Genomic DNA, 20210 nt, shown 5'->3' on the forward strand with positions numbered 1-20210 from the left:
TCCGAGCTGGTGTGACCCAATAGACCTAGTTGCACTCACCCCGGCCGGGCTAGTATGGGGGTGAAATCGACTGGCGGCCTGCCGCCTGAAGGGGACGTGATGAGCTCGAAATTCTCTGCCAAATTGGCGACCTTGCTTGCAGCGGGCGCCGTGATTGCCATGTCCTCTGCCATTGTGGCGACGCCGGCCTCGGCCGACACCAAGACCAAGCGCTATGACGAGCGTGGCCGGCACTATTACGGCCCGAGCGGACCCAACGCCGTCTACCAGCAGGGCCGCACCCGCATCTATGTGAGCAAGCGCTCCTGGCTCGACGGCGGCACCGAGGTCAATCCGGGCGACCGCAAGTTCTCCGACTACGCCTTCCCGCCGGCGGTCGGATATCCGTCCTTCGCCCGCGAGAATCTCAACCGCCCGATCGACCGCCAGCCGCTTTCGCCGCCGCAGGACGTCGGCGGCTATCCGCAGAATTTCCCGCTGTACTGAGCGGACGGCGATCCGAATCAAAAGGCCGGGCTTTCGCCCGGCCTTTTTGTTTTGGAAGGTGCGTAGGGTGGGCAAAGGCGCTGAAAGCGCCGTGCCCACGATCTCTCTCGGTCACGAAAAATGCGTGGGCACGCTTCGCTTTGCCCACCCTACGATTCCTGTTGCTTGGGTGAGATGCGTGCGCCTCACGCGTTCGCAGCCGGATCATAGCGCCTGCAAAACTCCTCGATCGCTTCGGAGCGGAAATCGGCGAGGCGCTCGAAGATGAGCTCATCCGGCCAATCCCACCAGGCGATGCGGCGCAGGCTGTCCGCAACGGAATCAGGAAAGCGCTTGCGGATCGGACGCGCGGGAACGCCGCCGACGATCGTGTAGGGCTCGACATCGCGGCTGACCACCGCGCCCGCAGCGATCACCGCGCCGTCACCAACGTTCACGCCGGGCAGCAGGATGGCGGCGTGCCCGATCCAGACATCATTGCCGACAATCACCCGGTCGCCGCGGCGGTCCGCGAAGAAGTCGAGGTCGCGCGTCACGCCCGCCTCGTAATATTCAGGGCAATAGGTGAAGCGATGCTGCGACGGCCGGCCCATCGGATGATTGGGCGCACCGATCCGCACCGAATTGGCGATGGCCGTGAACTTTCCGATGGCGGCGTCGGCGACCTCGCAGTTCTCGCCGAGATAGGAGTAGTCGCCGAGCGAGGCATATTCGATGCGGGTGTTGGAAAGGACCTCGCAGCGGCGGCCAATCTGCGCCTCGCGCTGGCGCACCGTGTCATGGATGATGGTTTCCGCGATCTTGGGGCGGGGTGAAGCATCCATGAATCAGCTCCGAGAGCAGGTGCCGTAGGGTGGGCAACGGCGCTGAAAGCGCCGTGCCCACCATCTTTCTAAGCGCACTCAGAACGTGGGCACGCTTCGCTTTGCCCACCCTACCAGAGCTGCGCCCGCTTACGCGTGCAGCTTCTGCAGTTCCTTCAGGATCGCTTCGCCCATCTGCGTGGTCGAGGCGGCCGTGGTGCCTTCCGACTTGATGTCGGCGGTGCGCAGGCCGCTGGCGAGCACCGCGGCGATCGCGGCGTCGACCTTGTCGGCGAGCGCGCCCATGTCGAAGGAATAGCGCAGCGCCATGCCGAACGACGAGATCATCGCGATGGGATTGGCGAGGCCCTGGCCTGCGATATCAGGCGCCGAGCCGTGCACGGGCTCGTACAGCGCCTTGCGCTTCTTGGTCTTGACGTCGACCTCGCCGAGCGAGGCCGAGGGCAGCATGCCGAGCGATCCCGTCAGCATCGCCGCGATGTCGGACAGCATGTCGCCGAACAGATTGTCGGTGACGATGACGTCGAACTGCTTCGGCCATTTCACCAGCATCATGCCGCCGGAATCGGCGAGCTGGTGCTCGAGCGTGACATCAGGGTATTCGCGCTTGTGGACCTGGGTCATGACCTCGTTCCAGAGCACGCCCGATTTCATGACGTTGCGCTTTTCCATCGACGTCACTTTGTTCTTGCGCTTCCTGGCAAGCTCGAAGGCGACGCGGCCGATGCGCTCGATCTCATAGGTGTCGTAGACCTGGGTATCGACGGCGCGCTTCTGGCCATTGCCGAGGTCGGTGATGGTCTTGGGCTCGCCGAAATAGACGCCGCCGGTGAGCTCGCGCACGATGACGATGTCGAGGCCTTCGACGGCCTCGCGCTTCAGGCTCGATGCATCGGCCAGCGCCGGGTAGCACACCGCGGGACGGAGGTTGGCGAACAAGGCCAGATCCTTGCGCAGACGCAGCAGACCGGCTTCGGGGCGCACCTCATAGGGCACCGCGTCCCACTTCGGACCGCCGACCGCGCCGAAGATGATGGCGTCGGCCGCAAGCGCCTTGGCCATGTCGCCCTCGGAGATCGACACCTTGTGCGCGTCATAGGCGGAGCCGCCGACGAGGCCGGTATCCGTCTCGAACTTGGCGATCCCGGCCGAATTGAGCCAGTCGATCAGCCGCTTCACCTCGCCCATCACCTCGGGGCCGATACCGTCGCCGGGAAGCAGCAGCAATTTGTGGGTCGCCATGGTCGTTTCCTCTGAGATCGATTTCGGCCGGAGTGCTAGAGCGGCGTTGCGCGCTTGGCAAGACACCATTGCCGGGGTGCGGCTGTGCAAGGCGGACGGGGCCTGCCACACTGGGTGGGCCGGAGAACCCCTTGCACGCCCAAGACTGCTTTACTAAAGACCGCCACCCGCCCTACGCGCATCCCGCGCGGCTGATCCTGACCCTGTCGCTGGCGGCGACGGTCGGGCTCGGCATCGGCCGCTTTGCCTATGCGCTGGTGCTGCCCGACATGCGGGAGGCCCTCGGCTGGTCTTACTCGGCGGCCGGATTCATGAACACCATCAACGCCGTCGGCTATCTCGTCGGCGCGCTGGTGGCGTCGCGCCTGATCCAGCGCGTCGGCTGGGCAGCCGCGATCCGCGGCGGAACTGTGGCCTGCGTCGCCGCGCTCGCCATTTGCGCGCTGACGGGGAATTTCGTCGCGCTGAGCCTGGCGCGCCTCGTACTCGGTCTCGGAGCCGCGGCGGGCTTCGTCGCCGGCGGCGCGCTCGCTGCGACCATCGCCCAGTCGCGCCCGGAGCGGGCCAATTTCCTGCTCAGCCTGTTCTACGCCGGGCCCGGCATCGGCATTCTGTCCTCGGGGCTGATCGCGCCGTTCACGCTGCAATATTTCGGGCCGGGCTCGTGGTGGATGGTGTGGTGGGCGCTGACACTGCTCTCGGCCGCGATGACCGTGCCGCTGTTCCTGATCCGCATCGAGAGCGGCGCCCGTTTCTCCGAAGGCAGCCACGCCGCCTTCGCGATTCGTCCCGTGCTGATCTACCTGGCGGGCTATTTCCTGTTCGGCGCGGGCTACATCGCCTACATGACCTTCATGATCGCCTATGTACGCGACGGCGGCGGCGGGGCCGCGGCGCAAGCGGCGTTCTGGGGCCTGATCGGCCTGTCCGCCTTCGTCACACCCTGGGCCTGGCGCGGCGTGCTGGCGCTCGACCGCGGCGGATTGGCCACCGCCATCATCCTCGGCACCAACGCGCTCGGCGCGGCCCTGCCGATGCTCGGGCATTCGCCGGCCTGGCTCGCGGTCTCCGCCGTGGTGTTCGGCGTCGCCTTCTTCGCCGTGGTCGGCTCGACCACCGCCTTCGTGCGCTTCAACTATCCGCCGGCGATGTGGCCGACCGCGATCGCGGCGATGACGATTTCGTTCGGCGTCGGGCAAACGCTGGGGCCGATCGTGGTCGGCGCCATCACGGACGCGCTGGGGAGCTTGAGCTACGCGCTCAACGTATCGGCGGCGCTGCTGGCGCTGGGGGCGGTCGCGTCGCTATGTCAGCGGAAGGTGGGGCCAGCCAAGGAATCGGCGCCGTAGGGTGGGCAAAGGCGCGTAGCGCCGTGCCCACGGTTTTATTCATGATGGATGGAATGGTGGGCACGCTTCGCTTTGCCCACCCTACGGCAGCTTCGCCGGAACGACGATCAGCTCCCGCTAAACGAATTATACCCCTGGTCTTCCCAATAGCCGCCCTTGTAGTCGTTGGTGACTTCCATCGAGACCACGTATTTCGGGTTCTTGAAGCCGAGTTTTGTCGGCACGCGGATCTTCATGGGAAAACCATAGGCGCGCGGCAGGATTTCATTCGCGTATTTGAACGTCATCTGGGTCTGCGGATGCAGCGCGCTGCGCATGTCGAGCGGCGAATTGTAGCCGTCCTTGTCGGCGCACTGGAACCAGACGTATTTGGCGCGCGTGTCGGCGCCGATCAGCTTGAGGAAATCGCGCAAGGGCGTGCCGGTCCAGCTGCCGATCGCGCTCCAGCCCTCGACGCAGATGTGGCGGGTGATTTGCGTGACTTGCGGCAGCTTGTAGAGCTCATCCAGCGTCCAGGACTTCTTGTTGTCGACCAGACCGCGAACCTCGAGCTTCCAGTCGGCGCCAGCGACGTCGGGTGCGTCGTCGAGATCGTAATAGGCATTGAACGGAAACGGCTTCGTGATCGCGCTCTCGGGAAAAGTCGGCGCCAGCGCGTCGGGATTGAAGATGAAGGCTTGCACCGCGTCGTTGAATTTCGAGACCTGCTTCAGCATCTCCTCCGCCGAGGACGAGTCGATCACATCGCAGCCGGTGAGCAGCGTCAGCGCGCCCAGGCTGGCGCCGCCCGCGATGAAGCGGCGGCGGCTGACGTCGGGCATCGTCTTGATGGAGTCCTTGATCAGGAGCCGCTTGTCGACGCCGGGGATCAGGAATGAACGCTTGGCCATGCTCTCCTCACATATCTATATTGAGCATGATCTTGTCGGAAAACCGCTTTACACTTTTCCGGATCATGCTCTAGCGACCGATGATCATGGCGCGCAGGCTCTTCGGCACGAGCAGCGCGAGCAGGACGTGAACGACGAGGAACGCGCAGATCGCGACCATGCAGAAGAAATGGATGTAGCGCGCGGTCGGGTAGTCGCCGAACAGGGCGACGAGATAATAGAGCTGCACCGGCTTCCACATCCCTAAGCCCGTGAGCACGATCAGCACGCCGACCACGATGATGCCCGCATAGAGCAGGCGCTGCACGTAATTGTAGACGGTGAGGTCGTCATGGCCGAGCTTGAAGGTCAGCGCGGCCCTGACGTCGTGGAGCACGCCCGACGGTGTGATCGGCAACAGCTTCTTGCGGAAGCGGCCGGTGGCGAAGCCCGTGACGAGATAGGCGAGGCCGTTGATCATCAACAGCCACATCGCAGCAAAATGCCAGAGCAGGCCGCCGCCGAGCCAGCCGCCGAGCGTGTACTCGCGCGGAAAACTGAAGCCGAACAGCGGCGAGGCGTTGTAGATCTGCCAGCCCGACAGGATCATCAGGATCATGGCCAGCGCATTGACCCAGTGCATGATGCGGACCCAGGCCGGCTGGATCACCTTGGCCGGGGCGGCGCTGACCTGCTCGTCGGTGACTGTGAGGCTCGACATGATGGTTCCGTCCTGAACGTCGTGTGACACCGATTATACGCCGATGCGCCCGCTTTCGTTACGCCCTGTCCGCCATCGAATCGATAGCGTCGGGCTATGGCGGTCACAATAAAGCGAGCCGGGTGCCCCCGGCTCGCCGTTTCGTCGCATCCTGCTCGGGGAAGAAACAGGATCGCGTGGTGTTACGTCGCCGGCATCAGCACGGTGTCGACCACATGGATCACGCCGTTGGACTGGTTGACGTTGGAGATCGTGACCATCGAGGTGCCGCCCTTGGCATCGACGATCCAGGTCTTGCCGTCCATCTTCTTGACCGTCAGTTCCTCGCCTTCGGCGGTCTTCAGCTTCTTGCCCTCGGTGAGGTCGGAGGCCTCGAGCTTGCCGGGCACGACATGGTAGGTGAGGATCTTGGTCAGCGTCGCCTTGTTCTCGGGCTTGACCAGATTGTCGACGGTGCCGGCCGGCAGCTTGCCGAAGGCGGCGTTGGTCGGCGCGAACACCGTGAACGGACCCTTGCCTTCCAGCGTCGGCACCAGGCCGGCCGCCTTCACCGCCGCGACCAGCGTGGTGTGGTCCTTCGAATTGACCGCGTTCTGGACGATGTTCTTGGACGGGAACATCGCGGCGCCGCCGACCATGACGGTCTTCTCCTCTGCGCGGACAGGCGCGACGACGGTCGCGGTGATGGCCAGGGCGCTGAAGGCGGCGGCGGCGAGATAGGCAATGCGCTTCGACATGGAAAGTCTCCCGATTGAATTGGTACCGGCGATGGCCGGTGTTGGGTTGGGGCAACAACGGCGACTGCGACCTATTGGCGTGAAGCAGCAGCGCCGTCGTTGGACCGAACTACGGGAGGGTTCGGGTTGCGGTTTCGGAGAAAAATTCTTTGTGATGCGTGAAACTATGGAGCGGCGTGTCCGTGTGATGCGAACACGCGCCAAGCGGGCGGTGCCGTAGGGTGGGCAAAGCGCAGCGTGCCCACCAACCGCAAATGGAGAGAGGTGGTGGGCACGGCGCTTTGCGCCTTTGCCCACCCTACGACAGTGCGCCCGTTGCAGTAGTTGTGCCCGCACTAATCCCTGTTGTTCGGCGTCTGAATGAATCCGCGATTATGCGTCGGGCTGATCAGCACCTCGTTGATGCAGACGCGCGGCGGCATCGAGGCGATGAACGCGATGGTGCGGCCGAGATCTTCGGATTGCAGCATCTTCGCCTGCTCGTCCTCGCTCGGCACCACCGGGCGCAGCTTGAGGATCGGCGTCGCTACCTCGCCCGGCATCAGACAGCAGGCGCGCAGGCCGTTGACGCATTCGTCCATGTTGAAGGAATGGGTCAGCGCCAGCACCGCATGCTTGGTCGTGGTGTAGGCCGGCCCCGGCATCTTCGAGACGTGGCGGCCGGCCCAGGACGAGACGTTGATGATCGCGCCGTCCTGCTGCTTGCGCATCGTCGGCAGCACCGCGCGCATGCAATAGAGCACGCCGTTAAGATTGACCTGGACCAGTCTGTCCCAGCCCTCCAGTTCCATGTCCTTCCAGCTGCGCTTGGGAACATTGATGCCGGCATTGTTGACCAGGAGGTCGATGCGGCCGTGCCTGGCGACGATCTGATCGGCGGCTTTCTGGGCTTCCGCAGCGTTGGCCACGTCCAGCGCGATGGCCTCGGCCGCCCCGCCCGTCTTGGCGATTTTGGCAACCACGGTATCCAGGGCGTCCTTCCGCCGGCCCGACACCACCACCGTCCAACCGTCGGCCGCCAGCGCCTCGGCGCCGGCCTCGCCGATCCCGCTGCCTCCGCCCGTGACCCAGGCCACGCGTTTCCCACCTTTTGTCATGCAAACTGTCTCCGTTGCTTCATTGGGGCGGTTTTTGCTAATCCAGCCCTCGGTTTGACCGGCCTTCGCCGGCGAGGAATGTTGCATGAACCCAGCTGCCAACGCCAATTTGTTCTCCCGCCTGTTCGACGGCCTGGACGATCCGAAGCGCCTCGCGATCGAGACGCATGACGGCGGCCATATCAGCTATGGCGAGTTGATCGCGCGGGCCGGGCAGATGGCAAATGTGCTGGTCGCGCGCGGCGTGAAGCCGGGCGACCGCGTTGCGGTGCAGGTCGAGAAATCCGTCGCCAATATCGTGCTGTATCTCGGCACTGTCAGGGCCGGCGCGGTCTACCTTCCGCTCAACACCGCCTATACGCTGAACGAGCTTGACTACTTCATCGGCGACGCCGAGCCGTCGCTGGTGGTCTGCGATCCCTCCAAGGCGGAGGGCCTCGCCCCGATCGCCGCCAAGGTAAAGGCCAAGATCGAGACGCTCGGAGCTGACGGCAAGGGCTCGCTGACGGAAGCCGCCGACAAGGCCGGCAGCGAATTCACGACCGTCGCGCGGGCGAACGACGATCTCGCCGCCATCCTCTACACCTCGGGCACCACGGGGCGCTCCAAGGGCGCGATGCTAACGCATGATAATCTGGCGTCGAACTCGCTCTCGCTCGTCGGCTATTGGCGCTTCACCGACAAGGACGTGCTGATCCACGCACTGCCGATCTATCATACCCACGGCCTGTTCGTGGCGACCAACGTGACGCTGTTCGCGCGGGCGTCGATGATCTTCCTGCCGAAGCTCGATCCGGATTTGATGATCAAGCTGATGGCGCGCGCCACGGTGCTGATGGGCGTGCCGACCTTCTATACGCGCTTGCTCCAGAACCCTGCGCTGTCGAAGGAGACGACCAAGCATATGCGGCTGTTCATCTCGGGCTCGGCGCCGCTGCTGGCGGAGACCCATCGCGAATGGTCGGCGCGCACGGGGCACGCCGTGCTCGAACGCTACGGCATGACCGAGACCAACATGAACACGTCGAACCCCTATGACGGCGAGCGCGTGCCCGGCGCGGTCGGCTTCCCCCTCCCCGGCGTCTCCGTGCGCGTCACCGAGCCCGAGACGGGCAAGGAGCTGCCGCACGAGGAGATCGGCATGATCGAGGTCAAGGGCCCGAACGTCTTCAAGGGCTATTGGCGCATGCCGGAGAAGACTAAGTCCGAATTCCGCGACGACGGCTTCTTCATCACCGGCGATCTCGGCAAGATCGACACCAAGGGCTACGTCCACATCCTCGGCCGCGGCAAGGATCTCGTGATCTCCGGCGGCTTCAACGTCTATCCGAAAGAGATCGAGAGCGAGATTGACGCCATGCCGGGCGTGATCGAATCCGCTGTGATCGGCGTGCCGCACGCCGATTTCGGCGAGGGCGTCACGGCGGTTCTGGTCTGCAACAAGGGCGCGGACGTGAGCGAGGCCTCGGTACTGAAGGCGCTCGACGGGCGGCTTGCGAAGTTCAAGATGCCCAAACGCGTCTTCGTCGTCGACGAGCTGCCGCGAAACACCATGGGCAAGGTGCAGAAGAATATCCTGCGGGATACGTACAAGGATATCTACGCGAAGAAGTGAGGGGACTCGTCGCAGGTTGCGACGAGGAGCATCCACAAAACGCGCTATCATGCCCGGCTTGACCGGGGTATCCAGTACGCCGCAGCCTTTCGAGGCAAGCACCGCCGTCTCTGGAATACTGGATCGCCCGATCAAGTCGGGCGATGACAGCGGAGTGTGTGGTAAGCGTTATGGCGCACGCCACTCACAGTCCGCCGACCAGACTCATCACGAACCGGCTGCCGACGATCAACAGATAACATCCGAACGCGACTTCCAGCGACCGCTTCGACATCGCATGCGCGGCTCTCACGCCTAGCGGCGCGGTGACGAGGCTCATCGGCATCACCAGCACGGCGCCGATCAGCGAGACGTAACCGAGCGCGAACGGGATCTGCAGGGCTGCGACGGCCGGATAGTTCGCCGCCGCAGGCCAGCCCGCATAGATGTAGCCGAGTGCGCCGGGGATCGAGATCAGCACAGCGAGTGCGGATGACGTCGCCACCGCCTGATGGATTGGACGGCTGTAGAAGGTCATCAGCAGGTTCGAGAACAGGCCGCCGCCGATGCCCATCAGCGTCGAAAGAATACCGACGCAAAAGCCGTAGACGCGCATCAAGGGACCCTTCGGCAGATCGTCGCCCAACTTCCAGCCTTCGCGCGCGAAGATGAGGCGTGCCGCCGCCGACCAGGCGACACAGACGAACACGATCTTGAACAGCCGCTCCGGCGCATAGCGCGCGACCACGCTGCCAGCGACCACGCCCATCACGATCGGCAGCCACCACACCCGCAAGATGGCCATATCGACGGCGCCGCGCTTGTAATGCGCCTGGAACGAACGGATCGAGGTCGGGATGATTACCGCGAGCGAGGTGCCGATGCAGAGCGGCATGCGCACCTGCAGCGGCACGCCGGCGATGCGAAAGCATTCGTAGAACACCGGCACGAGAATCGCGCCCCCGCCGATGCCGAACACGCCGGCCAAAAATCCCGAAAGCGCGCCGGTTGCGATCAGCAGCAGCGCGAGCTCGACGATGTCCTTGATATCAAGTCCTGCAATCACCCCAGACCTGCCCCGGCGACTGGTCGCAACCTCTCCCGACGTCAGCCGGAGACGGCTGCGGTCCCAGCTTTAGGCGATCCGGGTTGCGTGGTCGACGCACCGGACGTGTCGGCTGGGGTGGAATGCGGGCTGCGCATATCCGCGGTCCCAGCGAAACGGGCCCAGCGTACGGCGGGACGAGTCGCCTTGGCTCTGGCGGGGCGGCTACGGCCGACACGGACCGATTGGCGCGAGCGGCGAGCAGCGGACGGTGGGTTAGAGGCGTTCCAATAGTGATTTCAATGCGCCTCGCACAGGCTGCGAAGTAGTGAATCTATGTTCTTAATTTTGTTGGCGGACCGATGTCCTGGTATACCAAGCCCCTGATTGGCCTTGTTTCATCAAGGCTCTAGAGCTGAACCATGGTTCGATTTATGGCAATTTGGAGATTGCGCAGGCCAAATCGACTCCGTAAATAGAGCCGACCTTTCCGATCCCCGCGCGCCCCCTGCTGGGCCGCCATAAAACATCAAAGCCCATGACCGCACGGATCGAACGACCCCTCTCGCCGCACATGCAAGTCTACCGCTGGACGCTGACGATGGCTCTGTCCATCATCCATCGCGCCACCGGTATTGCCCTCTATTTCGGAACCCTGCTGCTGGTCTGGTGGCTGGTTGCCGCGGCTTCCGGCCCGGCCGCTTACGCGCACGTCCAGGCCTTCGCCGGCAGCATCATCGGGCGGCTGATCGTGTTCGGCTACACCTGGGCACTGATGCACCATATGCTCAGCGGCATCCGGCATTTCGTGTGGGACCTCGGCTACGGCTTCAAGGCCAATGAGCGGGAAGCGCTGACCTGGGGCGCCCTGATCGGCGGCATCGCGCTGACGGTGCTGATCTGGATCATCGCCTATGCGAACGGAGGTGGACGATGAGCGCATCCGATACGCCGAAGCGCAGCCTGCGCACCCCGCTCGGCCGCGTCCGCAATCTCGGCGCCGCGCATTCCGGCACGTCCGATTTCTGGCGCCAGCGCATCACCGGCGTCGCCATGACGCTGCTGATGATCCCGGCGCTGGTGATCATCGTGATGCTGCTCGGCCGCAATCAGGTCTACGCTGCGCAGACCCTGAGCTCCATTCCCGTCGCGGTGATCCTGCTCCTCTTCATCTTCGCCAGCGCCTGGCACATGAAGATCGGCATGCAGGTGGTGATCGAGGACTACGTCCATAACGAGAAGCTGAAGCTCGTCTCGATCATGCTCAACAATTTCTTCTCGGTCGCCGTGGCGCTCGCCTCGACCTACGCGATCCTGAAACTGTCCTCCGGAGTGTAACCCATGGCCACCACAACGAATGGCACGGGCAACGGCGCTCCCGCCACCAACGGCAAAGCCTATCCGATCGAAGACCACACCTATGACGTCGTCGTGGTCGGCGCTGGCGGCGCGGGCCTGCGCGCCGTGGTCGGCTGCAGCGAAGCCGGCCTGCGCACGGCCTGCATCACCAAGGTGTTTCCGACCCGCTCGCACACGGTGGCGGCGCAGGGCGGCATCTCCGCCTCGCTCGGCAACATGCACAAGGACGACTGGCGCTGGCACATGTACGACACCGTGAAGGGGTCGGACTGGCTCGGCGATCAGGACGCGATCGAATACATGGTGCGCAACGCGCCCGACGCGGTCTACGAGCTCGAGCATTGGGGCGTTCCGTTCTCGCGCACCGAGGACGGCAAGATCTATCAGCGTCCGTTCGGCGGCATGACCATGGACTACGGCAAGGGCCAGGCGCAGCGCACCTGCGCCGCCGCCGACCGCACCGGCCACGCCATGCTGCACACGATGTACGGCCAGTCGCTGCGCCACGCTGCCGAGTTCTTCATCGAGTTCTTCGCCATCGACCTGATCATGGACGACCAGGGCACCTGCCGCGGCGTCATCGCGCTCAAGCTCGACGACGGCACGCTGCACCGCTTCCGCGCCCAGACCGTGATCCTCGCGACCGGCGGCTACGGCCGTGCCTATGCCTCCTGTACCTCGGCGCACACCTGCACCGGTGACGGCGGCGGCATGGTGCTGCGCGCCGGCCTGCCGATGCAGGACATGGAGTTCGTGCAGTTCCACCCGACCGGCATCTACGGCTCGGGCTGTCTCGTCACCGAAGGCGCCCGCGGCGAAGGCGGCTATCTCGTCAACTCGGAAGGCGAGCGCTTCATGGAGCGCTATGCGCCCTCGGCCAAGGACCTCGCCTCGCGCGACGTCGTCTCGCGCGCGATGACCATCGAGATCCGCGAAGGTCGCGGCGTCGGCAAGAAGAAGGACCACATCTTCCTGCATCTGGACCATCTCGATCCCGCGGTGCTGGCCGAGCGGCTGCCGGGCATCTCGGAATCCGCAAAGATCTTCGCCAATGTCGACGTGACGCGCGAGCCGATCCCGATCGTGCCGACGGTGCACTACAACATGGGCGGCATCCCCACCAACTATCACGGCGAAGTCCTGACCAAGAAGGACGGCGACGACAACGCCATCATCCCCGGCCTGATGGCGATCGGCGAAGCCGCCTGCGTCTCCGTGCACGGCGCCAACCGCCTCGGCTCCAACTCGCTGATCGACCTCGTCGTGTTCGGCCGCGCCGCAGCGCTCCGCCTCGCCGAGAAGCTGACGCCCAATGCCAAGCAGCCGGAGCTGCCGGCGAACTCGTCCGAGCTCGCGCTCGGCCGGCTCGACCATTACCGCTACGCCTCCGGCGGCACGCCGACCGCAAAACTGCGCGAAGGCATGCAGCACGTGATGCAGAGCAATTGCGCGGTGTTCCGCACCGGCGAAGTCCTCAGCGAGGGCCAGAACCTGATCGAGAAGGTCCACAGCGGCATCACCGACATCGCCGTGTCCGACCGCTCGCTGGTGTGGAATTCGGACCTCGTCGAGACGCTCGAGTTCGACAATCTGATCTCGCAGGCGGTGGTGACGATGAATTCGGCCGCCAACCGCACCGAGAGCCGTGGCGCGCATGCGCGCGAGGATTTCTCCGAACGCGACGACAAGAACTGGATGAAGCACACGCTGGCCTGGCTGGACGATGCCGGCAAGGTCAAGATCGAGTACCGCCCGGTTCACGACTACACCATGACCAACGACGTGCAGTACATCCCGCCGAAAGCGCGTGTGTACTGAGCGAACAGCGAAGGCCTTATCGAGATGGTTGAATTCGCACTTCCGAAGAACTCCAAGATCACTGGCGGCAAGACCTGGCCGAAGCCCGCGGGCGCGACCGAGACACGCGAGTTTCGCGTCTATCGCTGGAATCCGGACGACGGCAAGAATCCGAGCGTCGACACCTATTACGTCGACACCAATGATTGCGGTCCGATGGTGCTGGACGGCCTGATCTGGATCAAGAACCACATCGACCCGTCGCTGACCTTCCGCCGCTCCTGCCGCGAAGGCGTCTGCGGCTCCTGCGCCATGAACATCGACGGCCAGAATACGCTCGCCTGCACCCGCTCGATGCACGACGTGAAGGACGGCGCGGTGAAGATCAATCCGCTGCCGCACCAGCCGGTGGTGAAGGACCTCGTCCCCGACCTCACCAATTTCTACGCCCAGTACGCATCGGTCGAGCCCTGGCTGAAGACCACCTCGCCGACGCCGCAGAAGGAATGGCGCCAGACCCACGAGGATCGCGAGAAGCTCGACGGCCTCTACGAGTGCATCCTGTGCGCCTGCTGCTCGACCTCGTGCCCGAGCTATTGGTGGAATAGCGAACGTTATCTCGGCCCCGCCGCTCTGCTCCAGGCCAACCGCTGGGTGTCCGATTCGCGCGACGAGGCGACCGGCGAGCGGCTCGACAATCTCGAGGATCCATTCCGCCTCTACCGCTGCCACACCATCATGAATTGTGCCAAGGCCTGCCCGAAGGGACTGAACCCGGCGGAAGCCATTGCCGAGCTCAAGCTCAAGATGGTCGAGCGCCAGATCTAAAGGCGGCTTCATGCTTCCTGTCCCGGCCAGTCCGGCCGGGACATTCCGAGATCGCAGTCAATTCGAGTAGAATTTTCTCCGACCCGCGGTGGGCGTAAGTTCCAGGCGCACAACCAGCGGTTCCGGCACAAGTTGCTTCCTTCCTCGCGCGAGATTCAGTTAAGCTCCCGTCAGGGACGGAGCGACTGTGCAGAGGGCGCAACGCAATTCGCTGAGGCTGTTGCAGTGGATGATGGCGGCATCCCTGGCGCTGCCGGTTGCGCTGTTCATCATCACCTCCGCGATCTCCTACACCTCGACCAGGGACATCGCCGACCGGGAAATCGAGCGCACGCTTGATGTCGTGCATGAGCACGCGCTCAAGGTGTTCGAGACCATCGATCGCAGCCTGGCCGAGCTCAACGAGGTCGTGCGCGGCCTTCCCGACGACGTCATCCGCGCGCGCGAGCCGGCGCTGCACCGCCGCCTGAAGCGGCTGACCGATTCGCTGCCGCAGCTCAAATCGGCCTGGATCTTCGACGCGGACGGAAGAGCGCAGGTCAACAGCCTCGCCTCGCCGCCGCCGGAGCTCCGCTTTGCAGACCGCGACTATTTTTACGCTCATGTCGACCAGACCATCGGCAGCTTCATCGGCACGGCCCTGACACCCCGTCCGCCCTATCAGGGCGCACGCTTCTTCGGGATGAGCCGCCGCCGCGACTCCGACGACGGCAGCTTCATCGGGGTGATCCAGGCCTCCGTCCTGCCCGAATATTTCGAGAGTTTCTATGCGCGGATCGGCTCCGATGCCGGCAGCTTCTTCGCGATGGGCCGCGCCGACGGCGTGCTGCTCGCGCAGTTCCCGCGGCTCGAGCGCGACCTTCGGCTCGATCCGACTGGACCGGTCGGCCGGGAAATCGCGACGCGGCCCGCGCACGGCCTCATCACCGTCGCCTGGCCGTCGGACGGGATCGAGCGCCGCATTGGCTATCGGCGCGTCGCCGAGTATCCGATCTATGTCAGCGCCGGGCTCGAGACCTCGGCGATCCGCGCGCGCTGGCTCGCCACCATGGGCCAGCATCTGGTGTTCGGCATTCCCGCCACCGCACTCCTGTTTCTGCTGTTGGCGCTGGCGTTGCGGCGCACCCAGCACCTTCAGGCCGAAGCCGCCAAGCGGCGTGAGGCCGAGGAGGCGCTCAAGCACAGCCAGCGCCTGGAGGCGCTCGGACAGCTCACCGGCGGCGTCGCGCATGATTTCAACAATCTGCTGACCGTGATCCGCGCCTCTGTCGACCTGTTGAACCGGCCGCAACTGACGGAGGAGCGGCGGCAGCGCTACATCACGGCCATTGCGGACGCGGTGGCGCGCGCGGCCAAGCTGACCTCGCAGCTGCTCGCCTTTGCGCGGCGTCAAACTCTGAAGCCGGAAGTGTTCGACGTCGGCGAGCGGATGCAGGCGCTGCACGACATGCTGGCGCCGCTGCTGGGGCCGGCCATCGAGATCACCATGCGCCTGCCCACCGAGCCCTGTCTCGTCCACGCCGATGCCGGCCAGTTCGAGACGGCGCTGATCAACATGGCGACCAACGCGCGCGATGCCATGCAGGGCAAGGGCAGGATCGTTTTCACGGTCGAGACCGCGACGACCGTTCCGGACACGCTGGCCCATGTCCCAGGCAGCCAGAACTTGGTAAGCCAGAATTTGGGAAGCCAGAGCTTGGCAAACCAGAACTTGGCAAACCGCGGCTTCATCAGCGTGACCGTCAGCGACACCGGCATCGGCATTCCTGCCGCACGACTGGAGCGCATCTTCGAACCGTTCTTCACCACCAAGCAGGTCGGCCATGGCACCGGCCTCGGCCTGTCCCAGGTGTTCGGCTTCGCCCGGCAATCCGGCGGCGAGGTGACGGTTGCGAGCGAGGTCGGTCGCGGCAGCACCTTCTCGCTCTACCTGCCGCGCGTGCCGCCGGACCTGCTGCCGCAGCGGCAGGCGCCGAACACAGCGCCGGCGGTGGCCGGCAGCGGCATGTCGGTGCTGCTGGTCGAGGACAATATCGAGCTGGCCAATTTTGCCGCCGACGGCCTCACCGAGCTCGGCTACAGCATCACGCTGGTCGACAACGCCACCGATGCGCTCGCCGAGCTCGTCATGGACGCGGATCGCTTCGACGTCGTGTTCACGGACGTGGTGATGCCTGGGATGACCGGGCTCGATCTGGCACAGGCGATCCGCGACCGCGGCATCGACGTGCCGGTCGTGCTGACCACGGGCTACAGCCAGGCCCTGTCGCAAGAGGGCGTGACCGGTTTCGAACTCGTGCAGAAGCCTTATTCGATCGAGGAATTGTCGCGCGTTCTCCACCGGGCGGCCCGGATCCGGCGCGTCCGGGACGGCGCGGCCGAGTGAGGCTCCACGCGGAACCTGAGGGAACCGATTGATTTCCTTCGCGTTGTCCGCTCATGCACAAGCCGGCCGCGAAGCGCGAACAAGACCCAAAGCCGCCCATCGTCGGGATCAAGGGGGAGAATGGCGACGAGGTCGCCGCGCCACCGCCGGAATTGCTCGAGCCTGACCCGGAGCTAACGCCCGAGGAAGCCGAGCAGGCCCGCAAGGATTATCTGCTGACGCGGTTCTGGATCAGCGCGCGCGGCTTCTGGGGCCGCAACGGCGATCGCCTCGCCTGGCCGTTCTCGCTCGGCCTCGGCGCGCTGATCGTCCTGACCGTCGGCTTCCAGTACGGCATCAATGTCTGGAACCGGGCGATCTTCGACGCGATCGAGAAACGCGATGCGACCGCCGTCTTCCATCTCACCGCTTTGTTCTTCCCGCTTGCGATCGGCAGCATCGTGCTCGGCGTCATCCAGGTGTTCGCGCGCATGGGCATCCAGCGGCGCTGGCGGGCCTGGTTGACTGCAAGCGTGCTGACACGATGGCTCAAGAACGGGCGCTATTACCAGCTCAACCTCGTCCGCGGCGACCACGAGAATCCGGAATACCGGATTGCGGAGGATCTGCGCATCGCGACCGATTCGCCGGTCGATTTCCTCGCGGGCGTCACCTCGGCGCTGCTCTCGGCCGCGACCTTCATCGTCGTGCTCTGGACCATCGGCGGCGCGCTCACCGTTACGCTCGGCGGGTCGAGCATCACCATTCCCGGCTTCCTCGTGATCGCCGCGATGCTCTACGCCGCGATCGCGTCCGGCTCGATCCTGGTGATCGGCCATCAGTTCGTCCAGGTCTCCGAGAGCAAGAACCAGGCCGAGGCCGATTTCCGCTATACGCTGACACGCGTGCGCGAGAACGGCGAGAGCATCGCGCTGCTCGGCGGCGAGGAGGAAGAGCGCGACGGCATCGACCGCAATTTCACGAGCGTGCTCAGGCAATGGGCGCGGCTCGCCGGCCAACACATGCGCACCACGCTGGTGTCGCAGGGATCGAGCCTGGTTGCGCCCGTCGTGCCGCTTTTGCTTTGCGCACCAAAATTCCTCGACGGCAGCATGACGCTGGGACAAGTGATGCAGGCGGCCTCCGCCTTCACCATCGTGCAGAGCGCGTTCGGCTGGCTGGTCGACAATTATCCGCGGCTCGCCGACTGGAATGCCTGCGCGCGCCGCATCGCCTCGTTGATGATGTCGCTCGACGGCCTCGAACGCGCCGAGCAAGGCGATGGCCTCGGCCGCATCAAGCGCGGCGAGACCCGCAACGACGCCATGCTGGAGCTGAACGACCTCTCGGTCACGCTCGACGACGGCACGGCCGTGGTCGGCGAGACCGAGGTGGTGATCGAGCCCGGCGAACGGCTGCTGGTCGCCGGCGAATCCGGCACCGGCAAGAGCACGCTGGTGCGCGCCATCGCGGGCCTGTGGCCCTGGGGCGGCGGCAGCGTGAATTTCCATCCCGACCGGCGCCTGTTCATGCTGCCGCAGCGGCCCTACGTGCCTTCCGGATCCTTGCGCCGCGCGGTCGCCTATCCGGGCGCCGCCGACCACTGGACCGTGGAGGAGATCGGCGAAGCCTTGCACAAGGTCGGGCTCGATCATCTCAAGGAGAAGATCGAGGAAGAGGGCCCGTGGGACCAGACGCTGTCAGGCGGCGAGAAACAGCGTCTCGCCTTCGCGCGGCTGCTGCTGCACAACCCCGATATCGTCGTGCTGGATGAGGCGACCTCGGCGCTCGACGAGAAGAGCCAGGACAAGATGATGAAGACGGTCACCGACGCGCTACCGAAGGCGACCATCGTCAGCGTCGCGCATCGCGCCGAGCTGGAAGCCTTCCACAGCCGCAAGATCGTGCTGGAGCGCCGCAAGGGCGGCGCCAAGCTCGTCAGCGACATCGAGCTGATCCCGCGCAAGGGCAAGCGCAGGCTGCTCGGCCGCTTCCTGCGGCAGCGCAAGGCACCGAAGAAGGCGGCGTGAGGAAAGCGTTGTAAACGCATTCTCTCCGTCGTCCCGGACAAGCGCAGCTCTAGGTAACGCGAAGCGTTGCCTAGAGCTGCGTGCAGATCCGGGACCCATACCCAGGGAGGAGTTTGGCGACGACTCGGAGTGGGCATCTCGCGTCAGACTCCTCACTGGGGTTATGGGTCCCCGCGTTCGCGGGGACGACAGCGAGATTGTGGCTCGCATCGAGCGTTGGAGTCCCGCGCAAAACCGGCTATGCATGCGCCGCTTGCAACGAGGATCGCCTGCTTGACGACCGACAACACCCCTTCGTCCGCGCCGTTCGGCGCGTTCGCGCCCAATGCGGCGCAAGCTGCGATCATTCGCCTCGCACAGCAGTCGGGGCTGAAGCGCGGCGCATTCCGACCCTGGATGTCACGGCTGGTCAACCTGCTGCGCGGCGGCCCGGTCGACGTGCAATATCAGGGCGCATCGTTCCGCTTCTATCACCAGGGCAGCGCGACCGAGCGCGGCGCGCTGTTCAATCCCGATTACAATCTCGACGAGCTCGACTTCCTGCGCCAGCACACCCCTGCGGGCGGCACCTTCGTCGACGTCGGCGCCAATGTCGGCACGTTTGCGCTGGTGATGGCGCAGCAGGTCGGCAGCTCAGGCAAGGTGGTCGCGATCGAGCCACATCCGCTGACGTTTGGACGGCTTTCCTTCAACCACGCCGCGTCGAAGACGGCGCAAGTGCGCCTGGTGCAGGCCGCGGCCGGCGACAGCGACGGCGAGCTGATGATCGAGAGCGGCGGCGGCAATCTTGGCGCCACGCACGTCGTCACCGGCACGGCGACCGCCGAGGCCATCAAGGTGCCGTCACTGCGGCTGACACGCATTCTCGACGAGGCCGGCGTCCGCCAAGTCGATTCGCTGAAGATCGACGTCGAGGGTTTTGAGGACCGCGTGCTGATCGGCTTCTTCCGCGATGCGCCGCCCTCGCTATGGCCGCGCGCGGTCGTCATCGAGCATCTGTCACAAAACGAATGGCAGCAGGATTGTATTGCCGACATGGTCGCGCGTGGATTCGCGATCATGCGCAAGACGCGAAGCAATACGTTCCTCTCACGCTGACAAGGACGAAGGAGGTTACGATGATCGACCATCTGGGTTTCTCCGTCTCCGACTATGAGCGCGCCAAGGCGTTCTACGCCAAGGCGCTGGCTCCGCTCGGCTACGGCCTGATCATGGAGGTCACGGCGGAGCAGACCGGCCACGCTGCCGCCGCAGGCTTCGGTGCCAACGGCAAGCCGGATTTCTGGATCGGCGGCGAAGGCGCCATGAACAAGCCGGTGCATGTCGCGATCGCAGCCAGGGACCGCGCCACCGTCGACGCGTTCTACACGGCGGCCATCGCGGCCGGCGGCCGCGACAACGGCCCGCCCGGCATCCGCCCGCATTACCATGCGAACTACTACGGCGCCTTCGTGCTCGACCCTGACGGCCACAACATCGAGGCCGTCTGCCACGCGCCGGAATAAGGCAGATCCAGCGCGACGCGATCTGGGAACATCGGCGCGGCATCATCGTTGTCCTTCTCCGGACAACTGATCCCGATGATGCCGATGCCGATCGAACCGCCCGAGATTCCACCGGCAACTCCGGGGACTCCAGCCGAACCGCCGCCCGGCATTCCGCCGGGCAATCCGCAGCCTGAAATCACGCCGCCGGTGCGCGAACCCGGCTCGCCACCGCGGCCCGACGAATTGCCGGGCCGCATGCCTGAAGAGATTCCATCGCGCGGGCCGAACGGGCCGCTGACGCCGAACCCTGCGACGGATGCAATTCCGCCGCGGGATCGCGCATGAAGCAGCCGATCACATGTGGGGCAATTGCAACCAGC

The 20210-nt window shown here is 65.0% G+C and carries 19 protein-coding genes; 12 read left to right on the plus strand and 7 right to left on the minus strand.

Annotated features, from left to right (window positions below; all coding sequences use genetic code 11):
• The first annotated feature begins 99 nt into the window (after nucleotides 1-99).
• Nucleotides 100-486 carry a hypothetical protein gene (locus BM190_RS30855; protein ID WP_177237395.1) on the plus strand — a complete coding sequence of 129 codons (387 nt, stop codon included), beginning with the start codon at nucleotides 100-102 and terminating at the stop codon, nucleotides 484-486.
• A 185-nt stretch (nucleotides 487-671) separates the two neighbouring features.
• On the opposite strand, the gene BM190_RS30860 is transcribed toward BM190_RS30855, so the two are convergent.
• Both BM190_RS30860 and leuB read right to left on the minus strand, forming a co-directional pair.
• Nucleotides 672-1310: a DapH/DapD/GlmU-related protein gene (locus tag BM190_RS30860; RefSeq protein ID WP_092261461.1), complete on the minus strand. Its 639-nt coding sequence runs from the start codon at nucleotides 1308-1310 to the stop codon at nucleotides 672-674.
• Between the two features lie 129 nt (nucleotides 1311-1439).
• Nucleotides 1440-2552: a 3-isopropylmalate dehydrogenase gene (gene leuB / locus BM190_RS30865; RefSeq protein WP_018318921.1), complete on the minus strand. Its 1113-nt coding sequence runs from the start codon at nucleotides 2550-2552 to the stop codon at nucleotides 1440-1442.
• 131 nt (nucleotides 2553-2683) lie between these two features.
• Here leuB and BM190_RS30870 point away from each other — a divergent pair, with 131 nt between their 5' ends.
• Nucleotides 2684-3901 carry a YbfB/YjiJ family MFS transporter gene (locus BM190_RS30870; protein WP_092261462.1) on the plus strand — a complete coding sequence of 406 codons (1218 nt, stop codon included), beginning with the start codon at nucleotides 2684-2686 and terminating at the stop codon, nucleotides 3899-3901.
• 107 nt (nucleotides 3902-4008) lie between these two features.
• Here BM190_RS30870 and BM190_RS30875 read toward each other — a convergent pair whose 3' ends face one another.
• The 4 genes from BM190_RS30875 to BM190_RS30890 all read right to left on the minus strand — a co-directional run bounded on the left by BM190_RS30875 (nucleotide 4009) and on the right by BM190_RS30890 (nucleotide 7325).
• Nucleotides 4009-4791: a molybdopterin-dependent oxidoreductase gene (locus tag BM190_RS30875; RefSeq protein WP_092261463.1), complete on the minus strand. Its 783-nt coding sequence runs from the start codon at nucleotides 4789-4791 to the stop codon at nucleotides 4009-4011.
• A 70-nt stretch (nucleotides 4792-4861) separates the two neighbouring features.
• Nucleotides 4862-5491, minus strand: coding sequence for a cytochrome b/b6 domain-containing protein (locus tag BM190_RS30880; RefSeq protein WP_092261464.1), 630 nt, complete (start codon nucleotides 5489-5491; stop codon nucleotides 4862-4864).
• 182 nt (nucleotides 5492-5673) lie between these two features.
• A complete protein-coding gene (locus tag BM190_RS30885; RefSeq protein ID WP_028139268.1) occupies nucleotides 5674-6228 on the minus strand; it encodes a fasciclin domain-containing protein in 555 nt (184 codons plus the stop codon).
• A 335-nt stretch (nucleotides 6229-6563) separates the two neighbouring features.
• Complete coding sequence (locus tag BM190_RS30890) at nucleotides 6564-7325, minus strand: SDR family oxidoreductase (protein ID WP_092261514.1); 762 nt, start codon at nucleotides 7323-7325, stop codon at nucleotides 6564-6566.
• An 85-nt stretch (nucleotides 7326-7410) separates the two neighbouring features.
• Here BM190_RS30890 and BM190_RS30895 point away from each other — a divergent pair, with 85 nt between their 5' ends.
• Nucleotides 7411-8940, plus strand: coding sequence for a malonate--CoA ligase (locus BM190_RS30895; protein ID WP_092261465.1), 1530 nt, complete (start codon nucleotides 7411-7413; stop codon nucleotides 8938-8940).
• A gap of 184 nt (nucleotides 8941-9124) precedes the next feature.
• Here the strand turns inward: BM190_RS30895 and BM190_RS30900 are convergent, their stop codons facing one another.
• Nucleotides 9125-9985, minus strand: a complete 861-nt coding sequence (locus tag BM190_RS30900) for a sulfite exporter TauE/SafE family protein (protein WP_092261466.1) — start codon at nucleotides 9983-9985, stop codon at nucleotides 9125-9127.
• Nucleotides 9986-10502: 517 nt separating this feature from the next.
• On the opposite strand from BM190_RS30900, the gene sdhC reads away from it, so the two are divergent.
• From sdhC to BM190_RS30945, 9 genes are all read left to right on the plus strand, one after another.
• Nucleotides 10503-10901, plus strand: a complete 399-nt coding sequence (sdhC, locus tag BM190_RS30905) for a succinate dehydrogenase, cytochrome b556 subunit (RefSeq protein ID WP_018318928.1) — start codon at nucleotides 10503-10505, stop codon at nucleotides 10899-10901.
• On the plus strand, nucleotides 10898-11302 hold the full coding sequence (gene sdhD, locus BM190_RS30910; protein WP_018318929.1) for a succinate dehydrogenase, hydrophobic membrane anchor protein: 405 nt from the start codon (nucleotides 10898-10900) through the stop codon (nucleotides 11300-11302). Before sdhC ends, sdhD begins: the two co-directional genes overlap by 4 nt.
• A 3-nt stretch (nucleotides 11303-11305) precedes the next feature.
• The gene (sdhA, locus tag BM190_RS30915) at nucleotides 11306-13141 is read left to right on the plus strand and encodes a succinate dehydrogenase flavoprotein subunit (protein ID WP_018318930.1); all 1836 of its coding nucleotides are present in this window, start codon (nucleotides 11306-11308) and stop codon (nucleotides 13139-13141) included.
• A gap of 24 nt (nucleotides 13142-13165) precedes the next feature.
• Nucleotides 13166-13948: a succinate dehydrogenase iron-sulfur subunit gene (locus BM190_RS30920; RefSeq protein ID WP_038972643.1), complete on the plus strand. Its 783-nt coding sequence runs from the start codon at nucleotides 13166-13168 to the stop codon at nucleotides 13946-13948.
• A 187-nt stretch (nucleotides 13949-14135) separates the two neighbouring features.
• Nucleotides 14136-16334: a hybrid sensor histidine kinase/response regulator family protein gene (locus BM190_RS30925; RefSeq protein ID WP_092261467.1), complete on the plus strand. Its 2199-nt coding sequence runs from the start codon at nucleotides 14136-14138 to the stop codon at nucleotides 16332-16334.
• A gap of 53 nt (nucleotides 16335-16387) precedes the next feature.
• The gene (locus BM190_RS30930) at nucleotides 16388-18343 is read left to right on the plus strand and encodes an ABC transporter ATP-binding protein/permease (RefSeq protein WP_092261468.1); all 1956 of its coding nucleotides are present in this window, start codon (nucleotides 16388-16390) and stop codon (nucleotides 18341-18343) included.
• A 273-nt stretch (nucleotides 18344-18616) separates the two neighbouring features.
• Entirely contained in the window at nucleotides 18617-19441 is an 825-nt protein-coding gene (locus tag BM190_RS30935; RefSeq protein ID WP_177237396.1) for an FkbM family methyltransferase, read from the plus strand.
• A 20-nt stretch (nucleotides 19442-19461) separates the two neighbouring features.
• Entirely contained in the window at nucleotides 19462-19848 is a 387-nt protein-coding gene (locus BM190_RS30940) for a VOC family protein (RefSeq protein ID WP_092261470.1), read from the plus strand.
• Nucleotides 19849-19932: 84 nt separating this feature from the next.
• Nucleotides 19933-20175 (plus strand): hypothetical protein, encoded by a 243-nt coding sequence (locus tag BM190_RS30945; RefSeq protein ID WP_026202099.1) that lies wholly within the window; start codon nucleotides 19933-19935, stop codon nucleotides 20173-20175.
• Nucleotides 20176-20210: the final 35 nt, after the last annotated feature.

Source organism: Bradyrhizobium sp. Rc3b (assembly GCF_900114915.1).
Taxonomy (GTDB): domain Bacteria; phylum Pseudomonadota; class Alphaproteobacteria; order Rhizobiales; family Xanthobacteraceae; genus Bradyrhizobium.